Consider the following 19,199-nt stretch of genomic DNA (forward strand, 5'->3'; position numbering starts at 1 on the left):
CAAACTCGTACGCTGCGTAAGCGTACGAGCGCAAAGGGTAGACAGTGTCAGTAACGCACCGTGATCATGGGCGAGTCGGCGGGGATCTGAACGCGAGCGTCGGGGGTTACCCGTGATGTCGTCAAGCAGCAAAGAGCCGGAACCGTCGGACGGTCTCAAGACGTTCGGCGCGGTCCTGAAAAGCTTCCGCAAACGAGCCGGCCACACCCAGGAGTCCCTCGCCCCCGAGATCGGCTGCTCGGCACACTTCCTCGCCTCGGTCGAACAGGGCAGACGCCTGCCACCCCAGGGCTTCGTCGACCGCTGCGAGGCCGCGCTGGACGCGTTCGGCACGCTGCGCCTGGCCTCGCACCAGCTCTCCCGCCAGAAGGGCCTGGCGTCCTGGTTCCGCCAGTGGGCTGCGCTTGAGCAGGAGGCGAGCACTCTCTTCACGTACGAATGCCGGTTGATCCCCGGCCTCTTGCAGACTGAGGCCTACGCGCGGACCCTGTTCGTCAACCAACTCCCCCCGCTGGGCGACGACCAGATCGAGGCGCAGCTCGCAGTACGGATGGAGCGGCAGAGGCTGCTGGCGGAGCGCCCGAATACGGCGTACAGCTTCATCCTCGAAGAGCACCTCTTCCTGCGGCGGATGGGTGGCCCATCGGTGACTCGGGAGCTCGTCGCTCACGTCCTGGACGTGGCCGAGCGTCGGAACGTCAAGGTCCAGATCATGCCGGTGGTACGTGAGGATCACGCAGGGTTGGACGGCCCCATCCGGCTGCTGGAGACGCCGGACAGCGAGTGGTTCGCATACTCCGAAGGGCAGGAGAGCGGTCAGTTCATCTCCGAGGCGAAGGTTGTGAGCATGCTGCAGTTGAGGTATGCCACGATGCGGTCACAGGCTCTCTCCATGGAAGCGTCGGTGGGCCTGTTGGAGCAACTTCGAGGAGCATGATGAGCACCCCTGAACTGATCTGGTTCAAGAGCAGCTACAGCGGCGGTTCGGGCGACGACTGCGTCGAAGTAGCTCTCGCCTGGCGCAAGTCCACGTACAGCAGCGGTGGATCAGGCGACTGCGTAGAGGTCGCCACCTCCCCCACCACCATCCACATCCGCGACTCCAAGAACCCCGAGGGCCCCCAACTCGCCCTCCGCGCCGCACCCTGGCGCCACTTCCTGACGTACGCAACCCACCCCTGACGCGCCCCGCAAACAAATCCCACCCCCACGCCACAACCAACAACCCCCCACGGGATTTCCCTGCACCCACCCCGCCCCTCCCGGCCCACCCCAGAAGAACCAATCCGCACCCGGCACCCAAACCCCGCCCCCATCCACCAGTCCCGAGGAGCCTCACCCCCTGGCCGCCCGGCCCAGGGTTCATGTGCGGTGGAGGGGTGGGTGTCAAGGGTGGAGCGCAGCGGAATCGGCGCAGCCGACGCGTAGCGCAGCGGAGCGCCCTTTACTCCCGGCCCGTAATCGCCACCCTCAGACCAACCGGGCGGCCCCGGCAACCATCAAGGCCGCCAGTGCCGCAACGCCCCCGCCAAGGACCATCACCACACTCACCGATGCCGCATCCACGACCACCCCTCCCCCCAACGCACCGAACGCGAACGTCGCCTGGAACGACGACGTGAACAGCACCGACGCGGCCTCAGGCGCCCGCGGCGCCGCGTTCACGAACCACGTCTGCGAGCAGACCGGCACCGCTCCGTACGCGACGCCCCACACCACAAGCAGTACAAGCGCGCCACCGTACCCGGCCGCACCAGCCCCACCAGCCGCACCACCCCCACCACCCGCACCAAGGACGGGCAGCAGCAACGTCACCACCGCGATCAACCCAGCAGCAACGCCAAAGGTGCCGCGCGGCGCACGCCTCACCCACGCTCCGGCGAGGAAGTTGCCGAGGATGCCGGCGACGCCGTAGGCGAGCAAAAAGAGGGTGATCGCTCGCGGGCTCGCACCGATCACGTCCTCCAGGAAAGGGGTGACGTACGTGTACGTACCGAAGTGCGCCGCCACAACACAAAAAGTCACCGCAACAGCAGCGCGTACACGCGCCGAGCGCAGCAGCCCGCACAGCACACCAAGCCGAGTAACGCTCTGCGGCGGCAACGGCGGCAAGGACACCACGAGGGCAGCGAAAACAGCCACCGCCATTCCCCCCATCACCACGAACACAGCACGCCACCCGACCAGTTGACCGAACAACGTCCCCGCAGGCACCCCGAGCACCGAGCCGAGCGGGACGGCGCCAAAGATCACGGCGGTCGCCCGGCCGACCTGCGACTCAGGAACGAGCCGCGACGCAAGGCTCGCGCCGATGGACCAGAAGGCGCCGATGACGAGGCCGAGGAGTACGCGGGAGACCATCATCAGCCAGTAGCCGGGGGCCAGCGCGGCGAGGAAGTTCGCTAGGGCGAGCACCAGCATCAGAGCGCACAGCATGCGACGCCGGTCGACGCGTCGGGTCGTAACCGTCACGACCGGGGCAGCGACGGCGGCAAGGACGCCGGGCAGGATCATCATCAGCCCCGCCGTACCGTCCGAGATCCCGAAGGTCACGCCGATCGGACTGAGCAGCCCGATCGGCAGGATCTCGGTGGTGACGATGACGAAAATCCCCGCAGCCACGGCCAGTACAGCGCCCCACCCCCCGCGCCGCGAACGCCCGGAAGTCCGGGGAGTCGGGGGCGCTGTGGCCGAGGCTGGGGGTGCGGCCGCGGAGGCAGACACAGCCGCGAGCGCAGATACGACTGTTGAGGCGGACCCGGGTGCGGGGACGGACGCAGGTGCGGGGATAGAACCGGATGCAAGGGCGGACGCGGGCACAGGGACGGACCCGGGAGCAGGGGCCGACCCGGGTGCAGGGGCCGACGCAGGCGCGGAGGCGGACGCAGGCACAGGGACGGATCCGGGCACAGGGGCCGACCCGGGTGCAGGGGCCGACGCAGGCGCGGAGGCGGACGCGGGCACAGGGACGGATCCGGGCACAGGGGCCGACCCGGAAGCAGGGACGGACCCAGGCGCAGGGACAGACGCAGGCACAGGGACGGACCCGGGAGCAGGGGCCGACCCGGGTGCAGGGGCCGACGCAGGCGCGGAGGCGGACCCAGGCGCAGGGACAGACCCGGGCGCAGGGGCGGACGCAGGTGCGGGGGCGGCCAGAGACCCGGACGCGGACCCGGACCCGGACGCAAGCCTCGGCGCCGACACCGGCCCACATGTAGACCCAGGCGGCACAGGACCAGACGCACACGCAGGCTCAGACGCACACGCAGGCTCAGACGCAGACCCGGGCACAAGCCCAGGCCCATTCGCCGCCGTACCCGGCGGCTCCGGTGCAGATGTAGGCATGGCTCCGACTCCACCAGGCCCACCCACCCCCGGTCTGGCACGTATACGCCATCAACGTGCCGTCCCGAGGGTCACGTCGGAATCCCGCGCGGCACCCCGACCGGCCACCCACCCCACGTCAACCCACCCCACCTCAGTCCGTGACCACCGGTCAGTGCGTGACCGCAGCCTCCGCCTCAGCCGCACTCCCCGAACTCGCCCCACTCCCCAAGTGGTTGAACACCAAGTTCAGCGCCACCGCCAGCAAGCACCCCGTAGAGATCCCCGACCCCAGGACAATCTGCGCCCAAGCCGGGAACGCGTCGTAGAAGCCGTCCGAGAGTGCGGGGGCCAGGCCCGCGCCGAGGGTGACCACCACGATCAGGGCGTTGTCGCCCCTGTGCAGGTCCGCCTGGAGCAAGGTCTGGATGCCGCTGACCGCGATGGAGCCGAACAGGAAGAGGCTGACGGCGGCCAGTACCGGCATCGGAACCACAGAGATCAGCGCCGCAGCCGCCGGGCTCAGGCCGATCAGCACCAGGATGCCTCCACTCAACGCCACCACAAACCGGCTGCGCACCTTGGAGATGACGACCAGGCCGATGTTCTGCGCGAACGCGCTCGCGTGGAAGGCGTTGAAGAGCGGGCTCAGGGCCGAGCCGAGCGCATCCGCGCGCAGCCCGCGGGCGATGGTCTTCTCGTCGACCTCCTTGTCGACGATCTTCCCCAAAGCGATCATGTCGGCCGTCGACTCCGTCAGGATCACCAGCATCACCACGCACATCGAGATGATGGCCGGGATGTTGAACTCCGGTGCGCCGAAGTGGAGCGGCGAGGGGATGCCGACCAGCGCCGCGTCGTCCAGCTTGGAGAAGTCCGCCAAGCCCATCGGAATCGCAAGCAACGTACCGAAGATCATCGCGAAGAGCATGCTGATCTGCTTGAGGAAGCCCCGCGTGAAGCGCTGGAGCAGCAGCATGACCAGGACCGTCGCGCCCGCCAAACCAATGCTGCCCGGCTCCGGCGTCCCCGTGGCCGAGTCGTCCACGATCCAGTCGTACGCGACCGGGATGAGCGAGACGCCGATCAGGGTGATGACCGATCCCGTGACCACCGGCGGGAAGAAGCGGACGAGCCGCGAGAAGTACGAACTGACCAGGAAACCGAAAAGACTTGAGACGATGATCGCCCCGAAGACGACCGGCATCCCCGCCTCGACGCCGCCCTGGGTCGTGATGATCGTCAGCATCACGCCGACGCCCGCGAACGAGACTCCGTTCACGAAGGGCAGCCGCGAGCCGATGAAGTTGCCTATGCCCAGCGTCTGGAGCAGCGTGGCGATGCCCGCCATCAGCAGGCTGCCGCCCATGAGTACGGCCGTGTCCCCCGGCGACATCTTGGCGGCGACGGCCACGACGAGCGGGACCGAAACCGCACCCGCATACATCGAGGCGACGTGCTGGAGGCTCGCGACGAGCATCCGGCCCGGCGGCAGGATCTCATCGACCGGATGAACTTCAGGGGCCGCGTCGACCGCGTCGACAGGGTCGACAGGGTCGACAGGGTCGGCTTTGCCGGCTGCAACAGCCTTCTCGGCAGGGCGAGGCTGAGAACTCATGGTGGCGCTTCTTCCGTGTGCGTGACGCCGGAAGTCGACCCCACCGCGCGGGAGTTCACGAAGGCGCGCGGCGGAGCCGACCACTACTCCGACTGGAAAGTAACTTCCGCGATGCGGGCGGCGTCACGCACGTTACGTCAGTGGGCCCCCGCCGGGGAAGACCCTTCGCGCTCCCCTTCGCGCTCCCCTTCACGAACTCCCTCGTGCACCCTCTGTTCAGCGATTTCTCCCCCGGGCTCCATCGGGTTGGTCACGTCGTCGTCCTCGCCCCGCTTGCCGATGTGGTTGAAGACCAGGTTCAACAGCACCGCCGCGACACAGCCCGTGGAGATGCCCGAGTCGAGGATGATCTTCGCGGTCTCCGGGAACGCGTGGTAGAACTCCGGCGCCGCGATCGGGATGAGGCCGACGGCCAGCGAGACGGCCACGATCAGGACGTTGTTGTCACGCTCCAGGTTCGCCTTGACCAGCGTCTGGATGCCGCTCGCCGCGACCGAACCGAACAGGACGACACCCGCGCCGCCGAGCACCGGCCGCGGTACGACGGCGATGAGCGAGGCCGCCATCGGGCACAGGCCCATCAGGACCAGGAAGCCGCCGCCCACGGCGACGACGTACCGGCTACGGATCTTCGTCATCGCGACCAGGCCGATGTTCTGCGCGAACGCGCTGCACATGAAGCCGTTGAAGAGCGGGCTGACCGCCGAACCGAGGCAGTCCGCGCGCAGGCCCGCCGCGATGGTCTTCTCGTCAGCGGGACGGTCCACGATCTCACCGAGCGCCAGCATGTCGGCGGTCGACTCCGTCATGGAGACCACCATCACCACACACAGGGACACGATCGCCGCCGCCGCGAACTGCGGTGCGCCGAAGTGGAACGGCGTCGGGAAGCCGACGATGTCCGCGTCGCCCACCGGGCTGAAGTCGGTGACGCCGAACGGGATCGCGATGAGCGTGCCGACGACGAGACCGAGGAGCACGGCGATCTGCTTGACGAAGCCGGTGGTGAAGCGGCGAAGGAGCAGAACGATCACCAAGGTGATGCCCGCCAGGCCGAGGTTTTTCATCGAGCCGTAATCGTCGGCTCCCGGAACCGGGCCCTGCGCCCAGCCGAAGGCGACCGGCATGAGTGAGATGCCGATGAGCGTGATGACCGTGCCGGTCACCACCGGCGGGAAGAAGCGGACTAGCTTGGAGAAGAAGGGCGCCGCGATGAAGCCGAGGACGCCGGCGACGATGACCGCGCCGAAGATGATCGGGAGCGCGTCGTCCTTGTTGTCGGTCGATTCGACGACCGCGATCATGGGGGCGACGCCCGCGAAGGTGACGCCGTTGACGAAGGGCAGCCGGGCACCGATCTTCCAGATGCCGAGCGTCTGGAGGAAGGTGGCGAGTCCCGCGGTGAACAGACAGGCGCCGGTCAGGAAGCTGAGTTCCTTCGCGGAGAGGCCTATCGCCGCGCCCACGATGAGCGGCGGGGCGACGACGCCCGCGTACATGGCCGCCACGTGCTGGAGACCGGTCGTCGCCATCTTGAGCGGGGGGAGCTTCTGGTCGACGGGATGTATGGCGTTCTCGCCCGATATGGCGCTCTCGCCGTCGACATCGGATGGGTCTGGAGTGGTGCCTGGGGTGGTGCCTTGCTTGGTGAACCTGGGCTGAGTGGCCACTGTGGCTCCTCCGGTTGTTTTCCAGTACGGGCGGCGTTGCCGGCACTTTTCGCTTCTGGGAGGTGGTGCGTGGTGCAAGGACTTGCTCGGTATGAAGTTGTGGGTGGTGCTGAGAAGTAGTGCTGAGAAGTACCGGCGAAACCGGTGGGTGGTGCGCCCAGGTAGTACTGACCGCCCCGGGAACGTGAAGCTTTGGGCCACGTTCCGGGGCGGCACTTGAGCAACCCGCTCGGCTGCTCAAGTCCGGTCAAGGGCCGTCCCCCCTGACCGGAGTTCCAGGTGTTCAGCTCCCGGCGGCGATCCGCGCGAGGCGCTGCGCCTCCTCCCGCGCTGAGCGGGCGATGGCGTCCTCATCGACGTGCAGCAGACGATCGTTCTCGACGATCGGGCGGCCGTTGACGAGGGAGAGCGTGACCGGGGCCGCCGCGCCGAAGACGATGGCGGTCACCGGGTCGGCGATCGAGGAGTGCCCGATGCCGTCGATCTTCCAGAGGACCAGGTCGGCGAGCTTGCCCGGCTCGAGGGACCCGATCTGCGTGGAGCGGCCCAGGACTTGGGCGCCGCCGAAGGTGCCAAGACGCAGCGCCTGACGCGCGTTCAGGGCGGCTTCGCGGTGCGCGCCGAGGCGGTTGATGAGCAGCGCGTTGCGCAGCTCGGTGTGGAGTTCGCCGGACTCGTTGGACGCGGTGCCGTCGACACCGAGGCCGACCGGGACGCCCGCCTTCAGCATGTCCGGTACGCGGGCGATGCCTGCCGCCAGACGCGCGTTGGAGGACGGGCAGTGCGCGACGCCCGTACCGGTACGGGCGAACGCGGCGATGTCGGAGTCGTTCATGTGGACGCAGTGCGCCATCCACACGTCGTCACCGAGCCAGCCGGTCGACTCGAAGTAGTCGGTCGGGCCCATGCCGAAGAGCTCGTGGCAGAACTTCTCCTCCTCGACCGTCTCGCTGCCGTGGGTGTGCAGCCGTACGCCGAGGCGGCGCGCCAACTCGGCGCCCTGCTTCATGAGTTCGGTGGACACGGAGAAGGGCGAACAGGGCGCGACGGCGACCTGCGTCATCGCGTCGAAGGAGGCGTCGTGGTGCTTCTTGACGGTCTCCTCCGTCGCGGCGAGCGCGCCCTCAAGGGTCTCGACGGCGAAGTCCGGCGGCAGGCCGCCGTCCTTCTCGCTGCGGTCCATGGAGCCGCGGGCGAGGGTGAAGCGGACGCCCATGTCGCTCGCGGCGCCGATGATGGCACCGGACAGGTCACCGGAGTTCTTCGGGAAGACGTAGTGGTGGTCCATCGCGGTGGTGACACCGCCGCGGGCCATCATGCCCAGCGAACCCTGCGCCGCCGCCTTCACCATCTGCTCGTCGATGCGGGCCCAGGTGGGGTAGAGCGCCGTCAGCCACTGGAACAGGTTGTGGTCGGTGGCGAGGCCGCGGGTGATCCACTGGTAGAAGTGGTGGTGCGTGTTGACCAGGCCGGGGGTCACGAGGTGACCGGTCCCGTCCACGCGGCGTACGACGTTCTGAAGACCCTCGGGGGCCTTCCCCGCGCCGATGGACTCAATCTTGTTGCCCGCGACGACGACGTATCCCGACGCGTACTCGGTGTCGTCGGCGTCGACGGTCGCGATGGCACAGTTCTCGATGACGATGCGCTGCAGGTCTGCCGGTGCTGCCATGGTGCTTCTTCCTTCTCTTGATTGTGGCGATGTGGGCACGGCATGACCCTAGGAAGATTTGAGTGCCGCGGCGGCGGGGCCGCGGGTGCCGAGATGGTTGAAGAACAGGTTGAGCAGGACCGCGGCCAGCGCTCCCGCACTGATTCCGGAGCCGAGGACGGTCTGCGCCCAGGCCGGGAATTCGGCGTAGAAGGTGGGCGCGGCGAGCGGGATGATGCCCGCTCCGAGCGCGACGGCCACCAGGATGATGTTGGAGCTGTCGTCGAGACCCGCCTCGGAGAGCGTACGGATGCCGCTCACCGCGATGGAGCCGAAGAGGACGATGCCCGCGCCGCCGAGTACCGGCATGGGGACCACGTTGACGACGGCTCCGAGTACGGGGAAGGCGCCGAGCACGATGAGCGCGCCACCGGCGACGGCGACCACATAGCGGCTGCGGACACGTGTCAGGGAGACGACGCCGACGTTCTGCGCGAAGGCGGAGGTCGGGAAGCCGCCGAAGACGGGGCCGACGAGCGTCGCGATGCCGTCGGTGCGCAGGCCGCGGGTGATGGTCTTGCCGTTTGTCTCGCGCTCGCAGATCTCGCCGAGGGCGAGCATGCCGGCCGCCGACTCGGTCATCAGGACCAGCATCACAATGCACAGCGAGAGGATCGCGGCGGGCTGGAACGTGGGCGCGCCGGCGGCGAACGGGGTCGGCAGGGCGGCGAGCGGGGCCGTCTGCACGGAGGTGAAGTCGGCCATCCCGAACGGGATCGCGGCCAGCGTTCCGATGAACATGCCTGCGAGCAGGGCGACTTGCTTGAGGAAGCCGCGACCGAAGCGCTGGAAGAGCAGGATCACGACGAGGGAGAAGGCGGCGAGCGCCAGGTACTTCATGTCGCCGAACGTCGGGTCGGTGTCGTCCCCGCCCTGCGCCCACTTCACGGGCACGGGCATCAGCGTGACGCCGATGAGGGTGATGACGACCCCGGTGACCAGGGGCGGGAAGAAACGCAGCAGTCTGCCGAAGAACGGGCCGATGGCGAGACAGAAGACGCCCGCGACCATCACCGCGCCATAGATGGCCGGGAGTTGTGCGCCTTTGGCGTTGGTCTCGGCGATGGCGAGGATGGGCGCGATGCCCGCTGACGAGGCGGCATTGACGAAGGGGAGCCGGTTGCCGACGAATCCTTTGACGCCGAGCGTCTGGAGGATGGTGGCGAGTCCGGCGATAAGCAGTCCCGCCGCGATGAGCCGGGTCTGGGCCACGGTGTCGAGGCCGCAGGCCTGCCCGATGATCAGCGGCGGAGTGACGACGCCCGCGTACATGGCGGCGATGTGCTGGAGTGCGGCGGGGACCAGCCGCGAGGGGTGGAGCTTCTCGTCCACCGGGTGACAGTCGGGAGTTGAGTCTGCGTCTCCGTCGGTCAGCTCCGATGGGGTGGAACACGGGCCTTTCGCCGGCCCCTTTGCAGGCTGTGCCATTGCTGCTGTTCCCTCCGGTGTGGCGCGCCCCCGTCCGCTGCGGACGGACGGGGGCGCGCGTCCCGCGTCAGAGGTTGGTCATGTCGACCGGGATCTTCGGCTGAACCCCGTCCCTGAGAACCGTGGCCTCGATCAGGCCGTAGGGGCGGTCCGCCGCGAAGTAGACCTCGTTGTCGTTCTTCAGCCCGAAGGGCTCGAGGTCCACCAGGAAGTGGTGGTTGTTCGGCAGCGAGAAGCGGATCTCGTCGATCTCGCTCCGGCTGTTGATGACGCGCGAACCCATTTGGTAGAGGGTCTGCTGCAGCGAGAGGGAGTACGTCTCGGCGAAGGCCTGCAGGATGTGCTTCTTGGCCTGCTCGTACGACTTCTCCCAGTTGGGCATCCGGTCCGCGTCGCTGGTCCAGTTGTAACGCCAGGCGGCGGAGACGTCGGTGCACAGGATGCGGTCGTACGCCTCCTTCAGCGTCGTGTACTTGTCCTTGACGTAGCCCCAGAACTCCGAGTTGGTGGAGTTCATGACCGTGAGGTCCTTGAGCCCGGAGATGATCTCCCAGTTCTCGCCGTCGAAGGTGATCTGCGTGGTGCGCAGCTCCTGGCCCTTGCGGGCGAAGGAGTGGTTCACCTCGTCCGAGCCGATGAACTTGGAGTTGTTGTCCGAGGTCGCGATGCGCTCCCAGGAGTACTCCTGGATGCGGATCCGGGCGCGGTGGATCGGCTCCTGCGTCGTCACGAAGTGACGGGCGAGGTGGATGCCGAACTGCTCGGCGGACTCGATGCCGTGCTCCTTGGCGAACGCGAACACCGTGTTCTTGGTGGTGTCCGTCGGCAGGACGTTGGCGTTCGAGCCGGAGTAGTGGACGTCGTCCATGTCGCCGGAGAGGGCGACCGAGACGTTCAGGTCCTTGATGTGGTGGGTGTCGCCGTCCCGCGTGATCTTGACGACGCGGTTCTCTGCTTTGCCGTACTGGTTCTGGCCGAGAATCGTGGGCATGTCTGCTAGCTCCCTCGGTAAACGGAGTAGCCGAACGGGTTGAGCAGCAGCGGTACGTGATAGTGCTCGCCCGGCGTGACGGCGAACGTGATCGCCACCTCCGGGAAGAACACGTCGCTCGCACCGCTGTCCCTTACGCGGGGGGCGTCCTGCTGCGCCTCGGCTTGCTTCTTCGTGAAGTACTGCTCGACCTCGAAGTCGAGTCGTACGTGAGTGGTGCCTTCCGGCAGGGCCGGGAGGTCCTTGCAACGCCCGTCCGCGTCGGTCGCGGAGCCACCGAGCGCCACCCACTCGGCGTCGCGGCCGCTGCGGGCCGTGAGCGAGATGGCGACGCCCTCGGCGGGGCGTCCGACGCTGGTGTCCAGGATGTGCGTGGACACCGAGGCGGTGGTGTCAGTGCTCATCAGTCGTTGTCCTCTTCTACGAGACGGGTCAGCCGGATTCGGTTGATCTTCCCGAGTTCGGTGCGCACGATCTCGCGCTCCGCCTCGGCCGTGTTGCCGATCCGTGCCTTCATCGCGTCACGCATCTGCTCACCGGTGGCCCCGGTGGCGCAGATCAGAAAGACATGTCCGAACCGGTCCTGGTAAGCCAGGTTCAGTTCGAGCATCTCGGCCTTGAGTTCCTCGGAGGCCCCCGCCATGCCGCGCTGTTCACGCGACGACGTGGGGTCCCCGGGCTTCGGGCGGCCGATCGGCGGGTGCCCGGCCATCGCCTCGGCCAGATCCTCGGCGGTCAGCTTCGCCATGGCGGCGTCGCTGGCGGCGAAGAGGGCTTCGACGGTGGGGAAAGGGCGCTGGGAGAGCAGGGTGCTTCCCCAGGCCGATGAGGCGCAGGCCTCGTGGAGAGCGGCGGTGGCCGCAGTCTCCGGCAAGGCGTTGAACCGGGCAAGGCCCGGCGTCGAGCTCGAAGTCACGGGTGCCTCCGTGGCCATAAGGCCTTGTGCTGGACGGGCTGCGGATAGCTAACGCCAGCCGAAACACCACGTCAACACTTTGTTGAAAACTTCGGGAAACAAAAACCGCCGTCCGGTTAACGGACGGCGGCCTTCCACAGCGCTCTGACCTGGGAGGTCTATCAGGGCAGCGGGGTCAGGTGGAACGGTTGAGGTAGTTGTACACGGTGAAGCGCGATACGCCGAGCGCGCCGGCGACCGTCTCCACCCCGTGTCGCACGGCGAAGGCGCCTCGCGCCTCGAGTATCCGTACGACCTCCTGCTTGGCCTTGCGGTCAAGGTCCGACAGGGGCATGCCGCGCTTGCGCTCCAGGGCCAGCAGGATGTGGTCCAGGGAGTCGGCGAGCTGCGGAAGGCGTACGGCGACCACGTCCTCGCCCCGCCAGGCGAGGACGACGTCGTCGGTGCCCGCCTCGTCGGGGGGCACCATCTCGCCGCCCATGGCGTCCACGAGCGGCTTGACGGCGGCCACGAAGGGGCCGTGGTCGTCTCTGGCACCGGTCATTCGACGGCCTCCCCCGACTCTCCGAGCACGTTCACCTGGAGTGAGACACGGGTCGCGCCCGCCTCCAGGGCCTTGCGCAGCAGCGCGTCGACGGCGGTCAGGACCTCGTCCGCGCCGCCTTCCGCGGTATTGCCGAAGGGGCCGACGTCCACGGCGTCGAGCTCGGCCCCCTGGATGACGTCACGGGCCACCACCGCATGGGCGGGCGCCTCGTCCAGGTCGAAGGGTTCGGTCGTGAACTCCACTCTCAATCGCACGCGCACAACCTACTGCCGGCTGCTGCCGCGTGGTGATTTTCCGGCAGCCCCCTCTTGACAAGGGCGGATCCTCGACGGCAATCTTCCATCAGACAGAAATTAACTTCCGCTATACGGAAGGAGCGCGGAAGCCCCATGGGATACTCCGACCAGCGCTTCAATGTGAACCTGTCGATCCTCTTCACGGAACTCCCGCTCCTGGAGCGCCCCGCGGCCGCCGCCGCGGCGGGCTTCACGGCGGTCGAGCTGTGGTGGCCCTGGGTCGACGCCCCCACCCCCGAGCAGTCCGAGCTCGACGCCCTCCGGGCCGCGATCACGGACGCCGGCGTACAGCTGGTGGGCCTGAACTTCTACGCCGGGCAGCTGCCCGGACCGGACCGCGGCGCCCTGTCGATCCCGGGCGAGGAGAGCGAGAAGTTCCGCGCGAACCTCTCGGTCGCGGCGGACTTCGCCGAGTCCCTCGGCTGCAAGGCGCTCAACGCGCTGTACGGCAACCGGGTGGAGGGCGTGGACCCCGCGGTCCAGGACGAACTCGCCCTGGAGAACCTGGCGTTGGCGGCCCGTGAGGCCGACCGCGTGGGTGCCGTGCTGCTGATCGAGGCCCTGAACAAGCCGGAGTCGCCGCGCTGCCCGATCGTCAGCGCGGACGCGGCGATCGCCGTGGTCGACAAGGTGAACTCGGCCACCGGGCTCGGCAACGCGAAGTTCCTGATGGACCTGTACCACCTGTCCATGAACGGCGAGGACCTGCCGGCCGTCATCGATCGGTACGTGGCTCAGACCGCGCACGTGCAGATCGCCGACAATCCTGGCCGTGGGGCCCCGGGCACCGGGTCGCTTCCGCTGGAGGAGCTGCTTGATCAGCTCCGTAAGGCCGGATACGAGGGATACGTCGGGCTGGAGTACAAGGCGGGCGACCGTCCTAGCTCCGAGGCTTTCGGCTGGCTGCCGGCTGCGGACTAGTCGCCGCTTCGCGGCGGATTTTTCCCGCCCGCCCACCCGTTACTCCGCAGCCCGATTCGTCGAAGCACACAAGTTTCAGAGAGGCTCTCACCATGAGCAACCTTCCCAAGATCGCGTGGATCGGACTCGGCATCATGGGGTCCCCCATGTCCGAGAACCTGATCAAGGCTGGTTACTCCGTCACCGGCTTCACCCTTGAGCAGGACAAGCTGGACCGCCTCGCCGCGGCCGGCGGCACCGTCGCCAAGTCGATCGCCGAGGCCGTCAAGGACGCCGACGTCATCGTCACGATGGTGCCCGCGTCGCCGCAGGTCGAGGCCATCGCCTACGGCGCGGACGGCATCCTGGAGAACGCGAAGTCGGGCGCGCTGATCGTCGACATGTCGTCGATCACCCCGCAGACCTCCGTGGACCTGGCCAAGGCCGCCAAGGACAAGGGCATCCGCGTCCTCGACGCCCCCGTGTCGGGTGGCGAGGCCGGCGCCATCGAGGCCGTGCTCTCCATCATGGTCGGCGGCGAGCAGGCCGACTTCGACGAGGCCAAGCCGCTCCTCGACGCCCTCGGCAAGACCATCGTGCTGTGCGGTCCGCACGGCTCGGGTCAGACCGTGAAGGCCGCCAACCAGCTCATCGTCGCCGTGAACATCCAGGCGTGCGCCGAGGCCGTTGTCTTCCTGGAGAAGTCCGGGGTGGACCTGACCGCCGCCCTCGACGTCCTGAACGGGGGGCTTGCGGGCTCGACCGTCCTGACCCGCAAGAAGGACAACTTCCTCAAGCGCGACTTCAAGCCCGGCTTCCGGATCGACCTGCACCACAAGGACATGGGCATCGTCACCGACGCCGCCCGCAATGTCGGTGCCTCGCTCCCGGTCGGCGCCGTGGTGGCCCAGCTCGTCGCCTCGCTGCGCACGCAGGGTGACGGCGGTCTCGACCACTCCGCGCTGCTGCGCGGCGTGGAGCGCCTCTCGGGCGCCGAGCTCTAAGCAGCCCCACGAGGCTGCACGAGCTCCCTCAACTTCCGGGTCGCGGCGGCGCTGACACCTGTCCTGTCGCGCCCAGGCGTCGCCGCGGCCCGGAACCCCAAGCAGCAGCACCAAGCAGCGAACAAGCTCCACCCAGAGCTCCACCCAAAACTTCAACAAACTGTTGACGTAGCTGTTCAGGCGTACTTACGCTCACGACACCTCAGCAGTTTCAGCAGTCCGTATGGAAGGTCAACTCCGCCACCATGTCGAAGCGTGTGCTCACGACCGAGTCCGGCGCCCCTGTCGCCGACAACCAGAACTCAGCCACCGCCGGCGTCGGTGGCCCGATCCTCCTCCAGGACCAGCACCTCCTCGAGAAGCTCGCCCGCTTCAACCGCGAGCGCATCCCGGAGCGAGTGGTGCACGCGCGTGGCTCGGGTGCATACGGCTACTTCGAGGTGACGGATGACGTCACCGCGTACACCTCGGCCGACTTCCTGAACACCGTCGGCAAGCGCACCGAGACCTTCCTGCGCTTCTCCACGGTGGCGGACAGCCTCGGTGGCGCGGACGCGGTCCGTGACCCGCGCGGCTTCGCGCTGAAGTTCTACACCGAGGAGGGGAACTACGACCTCGTCGGCAACAACACCCCGGTGTTCTTCATCAAGGACCCGATCAAGTTCCCCGACTTCATCCACTCGCAGAAGCGCGACCCCTTCACGGGCAAGCAGGAGCCGGACAACGTCTGGGACTTCTGGGCGCACTCCCCCGAGGCGACGCACCAGGTGACGTGGCTGATGGGCGACCGCGGCATCCCCGCGTCGTACCGCCACATGAACGGCTACGGCTCGCACACCTACCAGTGGACGAACGCGGCGGGCGAGGCCTTCTTCGTGAAGTACCACTTCAAGACGAACCAGGGCGTACGCAGCCTGTCGTCGGAGCAGGCCGCCGAGCTCGCGGGCAAGGACGCCAACTCGCACCAGACGGACCTTCTCCAGGCCATCGAGCGCGGCGTGAACCCGTCCTGGACGCTGCACGTGCAGATCATGCCGGCGGCGGACGCGGCGGACTACCGCTTCAACCCCTTCGACCTGACGAAGGTGTGGCCGCACAGCGACTACCCGCTGCAGCGCGTGGGCCGTCTGGTCCTCGACCGCAACCCCGACAACGTCTTCGCCGAGGTCGAGCAGGCCGCCTTCTCCCCGAACAACTTCGTTCCGGGCATCGGCCCCTCCCCCGACAAGATGCTCCAGGGCCGCCTGTTCGCCTACGCGGACGCGCACCGCTACCGCCTGGGCGTCAACCACACGCTGCTCCCGGTGAACGCCCCGAAGGCGACCACCGCGAACAACTACGGCCGCGACGGTCTGATGGCCGCCAACGCCTACGGCCGCGACCGCAAGAACTACGAGCCCAACTCGTACGACGGCCCGGCCGAGACCGGTCAGCCGCTCTCCGCCCCGCTCGCCGTCAACGGCCACACGGGCACGCACGAGGCGCCGCTGCACACCAAGGACGACCACTTCTTCCAGGCGGGTGAGCTCTACCGCCTGATGTCGGCCGAGGAGCAGGCGCGTCTGGTGGCGAACATCGCGGGCGGTCTCTCGCAGGTCAGCCGCGACGACGTCATCGAGAAGAACCTGGCCCATTTCCACGCTGCCGACGCCGAGTACGGCAAGCGCGTGGAGGAGGCTGTCCGCGCCCTGCGCGAGGACTAAGTCTCACATAACTCCCGGACTGCACCGGGGAATTGACGGGAGGTCAGTTTCCCGGTGCTGCGCCCGCGGCATCACGGACCCGGATGAGGGGTGGTCCCGTGGTGCACGGGCCGGACGAGGACCGCGGCGGCTCTGCGAGCCAGTGCGGTGGTGAAGGTCAGGCGGCTCCCTTCTCGACCTGAGGGAAGGGAACCCCGCCGGTCCATTCGCAGCCGCCGCGGTCCCAGCCGATTCTGGCCCCTGGGCCTTGGGTCTTGGGCTCTTGCCCCCCCTGGGCCCCCTATGACTCCGTCCGGCAGCGCGTATGCATGTTCCGCCAGTCGCGCGCGGTCGGACGGCTACAACTTCACATGGCAGTGCGGCACTTCGAAGCCAGAGCGCCGAGTACGGACGGTCCCGTACTCGGCGCTCTTTCGCGTGCACTCGGCTTGGGCGTCCGGCCCGTCGGCACCTGCGGGTGCGTGAGGGCTGGCCGCGCAGTTCCCCGCGCCCCTAACGGGGCGCCCCCTAGCGCAGCTTCTCGCCCTTCTCCAGCTTCGCGACCATCCGCTCCAGGCGGGCGGCACGCGTGGCGGGGGTTTTCGCCGTCATCAGCCTGTGCAACACCACGTACTGGTCCGACTTGCCCAGGGCCTCGAAGGTCCTGCGAGCCGCCGGGCTCGCCTCCAGGGCCGCCCGCAGGTCGTCCGGGACCGTGGCGTTGCGCTGGGACTCGTAGGCGGCCTCCCAGCGTCCGTCGGCCTTGGCCGCCGCCACCTCCGCGAGGCCCGCCTCACGCATGCGCCCCGCGGCGGTCAGTTCCGCCACCTTCTGTACGTTCACCTTCGACCAGAGGCCGCGCGGCCGGCGTCGGGTGATCTTCTGGAGGTAGTACACGTCGTCGTACGACCTGCGCTGGCCGTCGATCCAGCCGTGGCAGAGCGCCACGTCGATGATTTCCCCCGCCGTCACGGACGGCACGCCCGAGGCCTTTTTGGCGACCAGCAGCCACAGGCCCGGCGCGGTGCCGTGATGTGCCGTCAGCCAGGCGTCCAGTTCATCGGCGTCCGTGCAGGTCATGACCGGCAAGTCCTCCAGCGATTCCATCCCCACACACTAAATGGGCGGCCCACCCCCCACGGGTGGACCGCCCCTGTCAGTGCTCAGTGCGGCGTCAGACCTTCAGCGGCCGGATGGCCGTGGGTGCGTGGCCCGGCTCGGTGGCGAGCTCCTCGAACTCGCTCACGTCGCTGATGTCGGCGGTCTTGCTCATCGCGATGTTCGTGATGCGCTCCAGGATGGCCTCGACGACGACCGGGACCTGGTGTTCCTGGGCCAGCTTCTTGGCCTGCTCGAAGGCCTGGCCCAGTTCGTTCGGGTCGGTGACGCGGATGGCCTTGCAGCCCAGGCCCTCGGCGACCTTGACGTGGTCGACGCCGTAGACGCCGAGCTCGGGGCTGTTCTGGTTCTCAAACTCCAGGTTGACCTGGAAGTTGATGTCCAGGCCGATCTGGGCCTGGCGGATCAGGCCCAGGTAGGCGTTGTTCACCAGGACGTGGACGTACGGGATGCGGTGCTGCGCGCCGACCGCCAGTTCCTCGATCATGAACTGGAAGTCGTAGTCACCGGAGAGCGCGACGACCGGGGTGTCGCGGTCCGCGGTGGCGACGCCCAGGGCGGCCGGGATCGTCCAGCCGAGGGGGCCCGCCTGGCCGCAGTTGATCCAGTGACGCGGCTTGTAGACGTGCAGCATCTGGGCGCCCGCGATCTGCGAGAGGCCGATGGTGGTGACGTAGCGCGTGTCCGGGCCGAAGGCCTTGTTCATCTCCTCGTAGACGCGCTGCGGCTTCATGGGGATGTTGTCGAAGTGTGTGCGGCGCTGCAGGGTCTCCTTGCGCTCCAGGTGGGACGCGACCCACGCGGAGCGGTCAGGGAGCTTGCCGGCGGCCTTGAGCTCCTTGGCCACCTCGACGAAGAGCTCCAGGGCGACCTTGGCGTCGGAGGCGATCCCGTAGTCCGGCGCGAAGATCTTGCCGATCTGGGTCGGCTCGATGTCGACGTGCACGAACTTGCGGCCCTGGGTGTAGACGTCCAGCTTGTAGCCGGTGTGACGGTTGGCCCAGCGGTTGCCGATGCCGAGGACGAAGTCCGACTCCAGGAACGTGGCGTTGCCGTAGCGGTGGCCGGTCTGCTGGCCGACCATGCCCGCGTTCAGGTCGTGGTCGTCGGGGATGGTGCCCCAGCCCATCAGGGTCGGGACGACCGGGGTGTTGGTGATCTCGGCGAACTCGACCAGGAGGTCGGACGCGTCGGCGTTGATGATGCCGCCGCCGGCGACGATCAGCGGACGCTCGGACTCGACCAGGAAGGTGATGGCCTTCTCGATCTGCGCACGGGTCGCCGTCGGCTTGTAGACCGGCAGCGGCTCGTACGTGTCGATGTCGAACTCGATCTCGGTCTGCTGGACGTCGATCGGCAGGTCGATGAGGACCGGACCCGGGCGGCCCGAGCGCATCAGGTGGAACGCCTGCTGGAAGATGCCGGGGACCTGCGCGGCCTCCAGGACCGTGACGGCCATCTTGGTGACCGGCTTGGCGATCGTCGCGATGTCGACGGCCTGGAAGTCCTCCTTGTGGAGCAGGTGCGTCGGCGCCTGGCCCGTGATGCAGAGGATCGGGATGGAGTCGCCGGTCGCGGAGTACAGACCGGTGATCATGTCGGTGCCCGCCGGGCCCGACGTACCGATGCAGACGCCGATGTTGCCGGGGTTGGCGCGGGTGTAGCCCTCGGCCATGTGCGAGGCGCCCTCGACGTGCCGGGCGAGGGTGTGGTCGATGCCACCGCCCTCCTGGAGCGCCTTGTAGAAGGGGTTGATCGCGGCGCCGGGGACACCGAACGCGTTGGTGACGCCCTCGCGCTTGAGGATCTCAACTGCCGCGCGGACAGCGGTCATACGAGCCATGGGGTTCTCCTGCTTCGACAACAGCTTCGACAGCTGCGCCGACCTCGCGGCCGGCGTGTTCGGCTGGCGGATCCGGCTCCCGTCGCGCCCCGCGGTGAGCTTCTGTTTCCGCATTGTGGAAATTGAGTTCTGCTATATGGAAGCAATGTA

Annotated in this window: 17 protein-coding genes; 5 read left to right on the forward strand and 12 right to left on the reverse strand. The window is 68.0% G+C overall.

What is annotated here, in order from left to right:
* The first annotated feature begins 115 nt into the window (after positions 1-115).
* Entirely contained in the window at positions 116-937 is an 822-nt protein-coding gene (locus tag ACZ5U5_RS28450) for a helix-turn-helix domain-containing protein (RefSeq protein ID WP_469027001.1), read from the forward strand.
* On the forward strand, positions 937-1,182 hold the full coding sequence (locus ACZ5U5_RS28455) for a DUF397 domain-containing protein (protein WP_469027003.1): 246 nt from the start codon (positions 937-939) through the stop codon (positions 1,180-1,182). The genes ACZ5U5_RS28450 and ACZ5U5_RS28455 overlap by 1 nt, the downstream gene beginning before the upstream one ends.
* 288 nt (positions 1,183-1,470) lie before the next feature.
* Here ACZ5U5_RS28455 and ACZ5U5_RS28460 read toward each other — a convergent pair whose 3' ends face one another.
* From ACZ5U5_RS28460 to ACZ5U5_RS28505, 10 genes are all read right to left on the reverse strand, one after another.
* Positions 1,471-2,724: an MFS transporter gene (locus ACZ5U5_RS28460; RefSeq protein ID WP_469027005.1), complete on the reverse strand. Its 1,254-nt coding sequence runs from the start codon at positions 2,722-2,724 to the stop codon at positions 1,471-1,473.
* Positions 2,725-3,496: 772 nt separating this feature from the next.
* On the reverse strand, positions 3,497-4,942 hold the full coding sequence (locus ACZ5U5_RS28465; RefSeq protein ID WP_469027008.1) for a nucleobase:cation symporter-2 family protein: 1,446 nt from the start codon (positions 4,940-4,942) through the stop codon (positions 3,497-3,499).
* A gap of 137 nt (positions 4,943-5,079) precedes the next feature.
* Entirely contained in the window at positions 5,080-6,474 is a 1,395-nt protein-coding gene (locus ACZ5U5_RS28470; RefSeq protein WP_469027131.1) for a nucleobase:cation symporter-2 family protein, read from the reverse strand.
* Positions 6,475-6,895: 421 nt separating this feature from the next.
* Positions 6,896-8,284, reverse strand: coding sequence for an 8-oxoguanine deaminase (locus tag ACZ5U5_RS28475; RefSeq protein ID WP_469027011.1), 1,389 nt, complete (start codon positions 8,282-8,284; stop codon positions 6,896-6,898).
* Between the two features lie 48 nt (positions 8,285-8,332).
* On the reverse strand, positions 8,333-9,751 hold the full coding sequence (locus ACZ5U5_RS28480; RefSeq protein ID WP_469027013.1) for a nucleobase:cation symporter-2 family protein: 1,419 nt from the start codon (positions 9,749-9,751) through the stop codon (positions 8,333-8,335).
* A 67-nt stretch (positions 9,752-9,818) separates the two neighbouring features.
* A complete protein-coding gene (gene pucL, locus ACZ5U5_RS28485) occupies positions 9,819-10,742 on the reverse strand; it encodes a factor-independent urate hydroxylase (RefSeq protein WP_365819016.1) in 924 nt (307 codons plus the stop codon).
* Between the two features lie 5 nt (positions 10,743-10,747).
* Positions 10,748-11,146 (reverse strand): hydroxyisourate hydrolase, encoded by a 399-nt coding sequence (gene uraH / locus ACZ5U5_RS28490; protein WP_469027016.1) that lies wholly within the window; start codon positions 11,144-11,146, stop codon positions 10,748-10,750.
* A complete protein-coding gene (gene uraD, locus ACZ5U5_RS28495; protein WP_469027018.1) occupies positions 11,146-11,658 on the reverse strand; it encodes a 2-oxo-4-hydroxy-4-carboxy-5-ureidoimidazoline decarboxylase in 513 nt (170 codons plus the stop codon). Before uraD ends, uraH begins: the two co-directional genes overlap by 1 nt.
* 175 nt (positions 11,659-11,833) lie before the next feature.
* Positions 11,834-12,202 (reverse strand): helix-turn-helix domain-containing protein, encoded by a 369-nt coding sequence (locus tag ACZ5U5_RS28500; RefSeq protein WP_363209682.1) that lies wholly within the window; start codon positions 12,200-12,202, stop codon positions 11,834-11,836.
* Positions 12,199-12,459 (reverse strand): YkoF family thiamine-binding protein, encoded by a 261-nt coding sequence (locus tag ACZ5U5_RS28505; RefSeq protein WP_363209683.1) that lies wholly within the window; start codon positions 12,457-12,459, stop codon positions 12,199-12,201. The genes ACZ5U5_RS28500 and ACZ5U5_RS28505 overlap by 4 nt, the downstream gene beginning before the upstream one ends.
* Positions 12,460-12,594: 135 nt before the next feature.
* Between ACZ5U5_RS28505 and ACZ5U5_RS28510 the strand changes: the two genes are divergently transcribed.
* The 3 genes from ACZ5U5_RS28510 (at position 12,595) to ACZ5U5_RS28520 (ending at position 16,108) form a co-directional block, all read left to right on the forward strand.
* Positions 12,595-13,422 (forward strand): TIM barrel protein, encoded by an 828-nt coding sequence (locus ACZ5U5_RS28510; RefSeq protein WP_469027022.1) that lies wholly within the window; start codon positions 12,595-12,597, stop codon positions 13,420-13,422.
* Positions 13,423-13,514: 92 nt separating this feature from the next.
* Positions 13,515-14,405 carry a 2-hydroxy-3-oxopropionate reductase gene (locus tag ACZ5U5_RS28515; protein ID WP_367046036.1) on the forward strand — a complete coding sequence of 297 codons (891 nt, stop codon included), beginning with the start codon at positions 13,515-13,517 and terminating at the stop codon, positions 14,403-14,405.
* A 245-nt stretch (positions 14,406-14,650) separates the two neighbouring features.
* Positions 14,651-16,108, forward strand: a complete 1,458-nt coding sequence (locus tag ACZ5U5_RS28520) for a catalase (protein WP_363209686.1) — start codon at positions 14,651-14,653, stop codon at positions 16,106-16,108.
* Positions 16,109-16,615: 507 nt separating this feature from the next.
* On the opposite strand, the gene ACZ5U5_RS28525 is transcribed toward ACZ5U5_RS28520, so the two are convergent.
* Together ACZ5U5_RS28525 and gcl are read right to left on the reverse strand one after the other, a co-directional pair.
* Entirely contained in the window at positions 16,616-17,194 is a 579-nt protein-coding gene (locus ACZ5U5_RS28525; RefSeq protein ID WP_469027025.1) for a YdeI/OmpD-associated family protein, read from the reverse strand.
* Positions 17,195-17,261: 67 nt separating this feature from the next.
* Positions 17,262-19,049, reverse strand: a complete 1,788-nt coding sequence (gene gcl / locus ACZ5U5_RS28530; RefSeq protein ID WP_469027133.1) for a glyoxylate carboligase — start codon at positions 19,047-19,049, stop codon at positions 17,262-17,264.
* Positions 19,050-19,199 lie beyond the last annotated feature (150 nt).

The sequence above is a fragment of the Streptomyces sp. NPDC033177 genome (genome assembly GCF_055577715.1).

Excerpts from the sequence above, each read along its gene's own strand:
- ACZ5U5_RS28450 (WP_469027001.1), top strand. The coding sequence starts at position 116 with ATGTCGTCAAGCAGCAAAGAGCCGGAACCGTCGGACGGTCTCAAGACG.
- ACZ5U5_RS28455 (WP_469027003.1), top strand. The coding sequence starts at position 937 with ATGAGCACCCCTGAACTGATCTGGTTCAAGAGCAGCTACAGCGGCGGT.
- ACZ5U5_RS28465 (WP_469027008.1), bottom strand. The coding sequence starts at position 4,942 with ATGAGTTCTCAGCCTCGCCCTGCCGAGAAGGCTGTTGCAGCCGGCAAA.
- ACZ5U5_RS28470 (WP_469027131.1), bottom strand. The coding sequence starts at position 6,474 with ATGGCGACGACCGGTCTCCAGCACGTGGCGGCCATGTACGCGGGCGTC.
- ACZ5U5_RS28475 (WP_469027011.1), bottom strand. The coding sequence starts at position 8,284 with ATGGCAGCACCGGCAGACCTGCAGCGCATCGTCATCGAGAACTGTGCC.
- ACZ5U5_RS28480 (WP_469027013.1), bottom strand. The coding sequence starts at position 9,751 with ATGGCACAGCCTGCAAAGGGGCCGGCGAAAGGCCCGTGTTCCACCCCA.
- pucL (WP_365819016.1), bottom strand. The coding sequence starts at position 10,742 with ATGCCCACGATTCTCGGCCAGAACCAGTACGGCAAAGCAGAGAACCGC.
- uraH (WP_469027016.1), bottom strand. The coding sequence starts at position 11,146 with ATGAGCACTGACACCACCGCCTCGGTGTCCACGCACATCCTGGACACC.
- ACZ5U5_RS28500 (WP_363209682.1), bottom strand. The coding sequence starts at position 12,202 with ATGACCGGTGCCAGAGACGACCACGGCCCCTTCGTGGCCGCCGTCAAG.
- ACZ5U5_RS28510 (WP_469027022.1), top strand. The coding sequence starts at position 12,595 with ATGGGATACTCCGACCAGCGCTTCAATGTGAACCTGTCGATCCTCTTC.
- ACZ5U5_RS28515 (WP_367046036.1), top strand. The coding sequence starts at position 13,515 with ATGAGCAACCTTCCCAAGATCGCGTGGATCGGACTCGGCATCATGGGG.
- ACZ5U5_RS28520 (WP_363209686.1), top strand. The coding sequence starts at position 14,651 with ATGTCGAAGCGTGTGCTCACGACCGAGTCCGGCGCCCCTGTCGCCGAC.
- ACZ5U5_RS28525 (WP_469027025.1), bottom strand. The coding sequence starts at position 17,194 with ATGGAATCGCTGGAGGACTTGCCGGTCATGACCTGCACGGACGCCGAT.
- gcl (WP_469027133.1), bottom strand. The coding sequence starts at position 19,049 with ATGGCTCGTATGACCGCTGTCCGCGCGGCAGTTGAGATCCTCAAGCGC.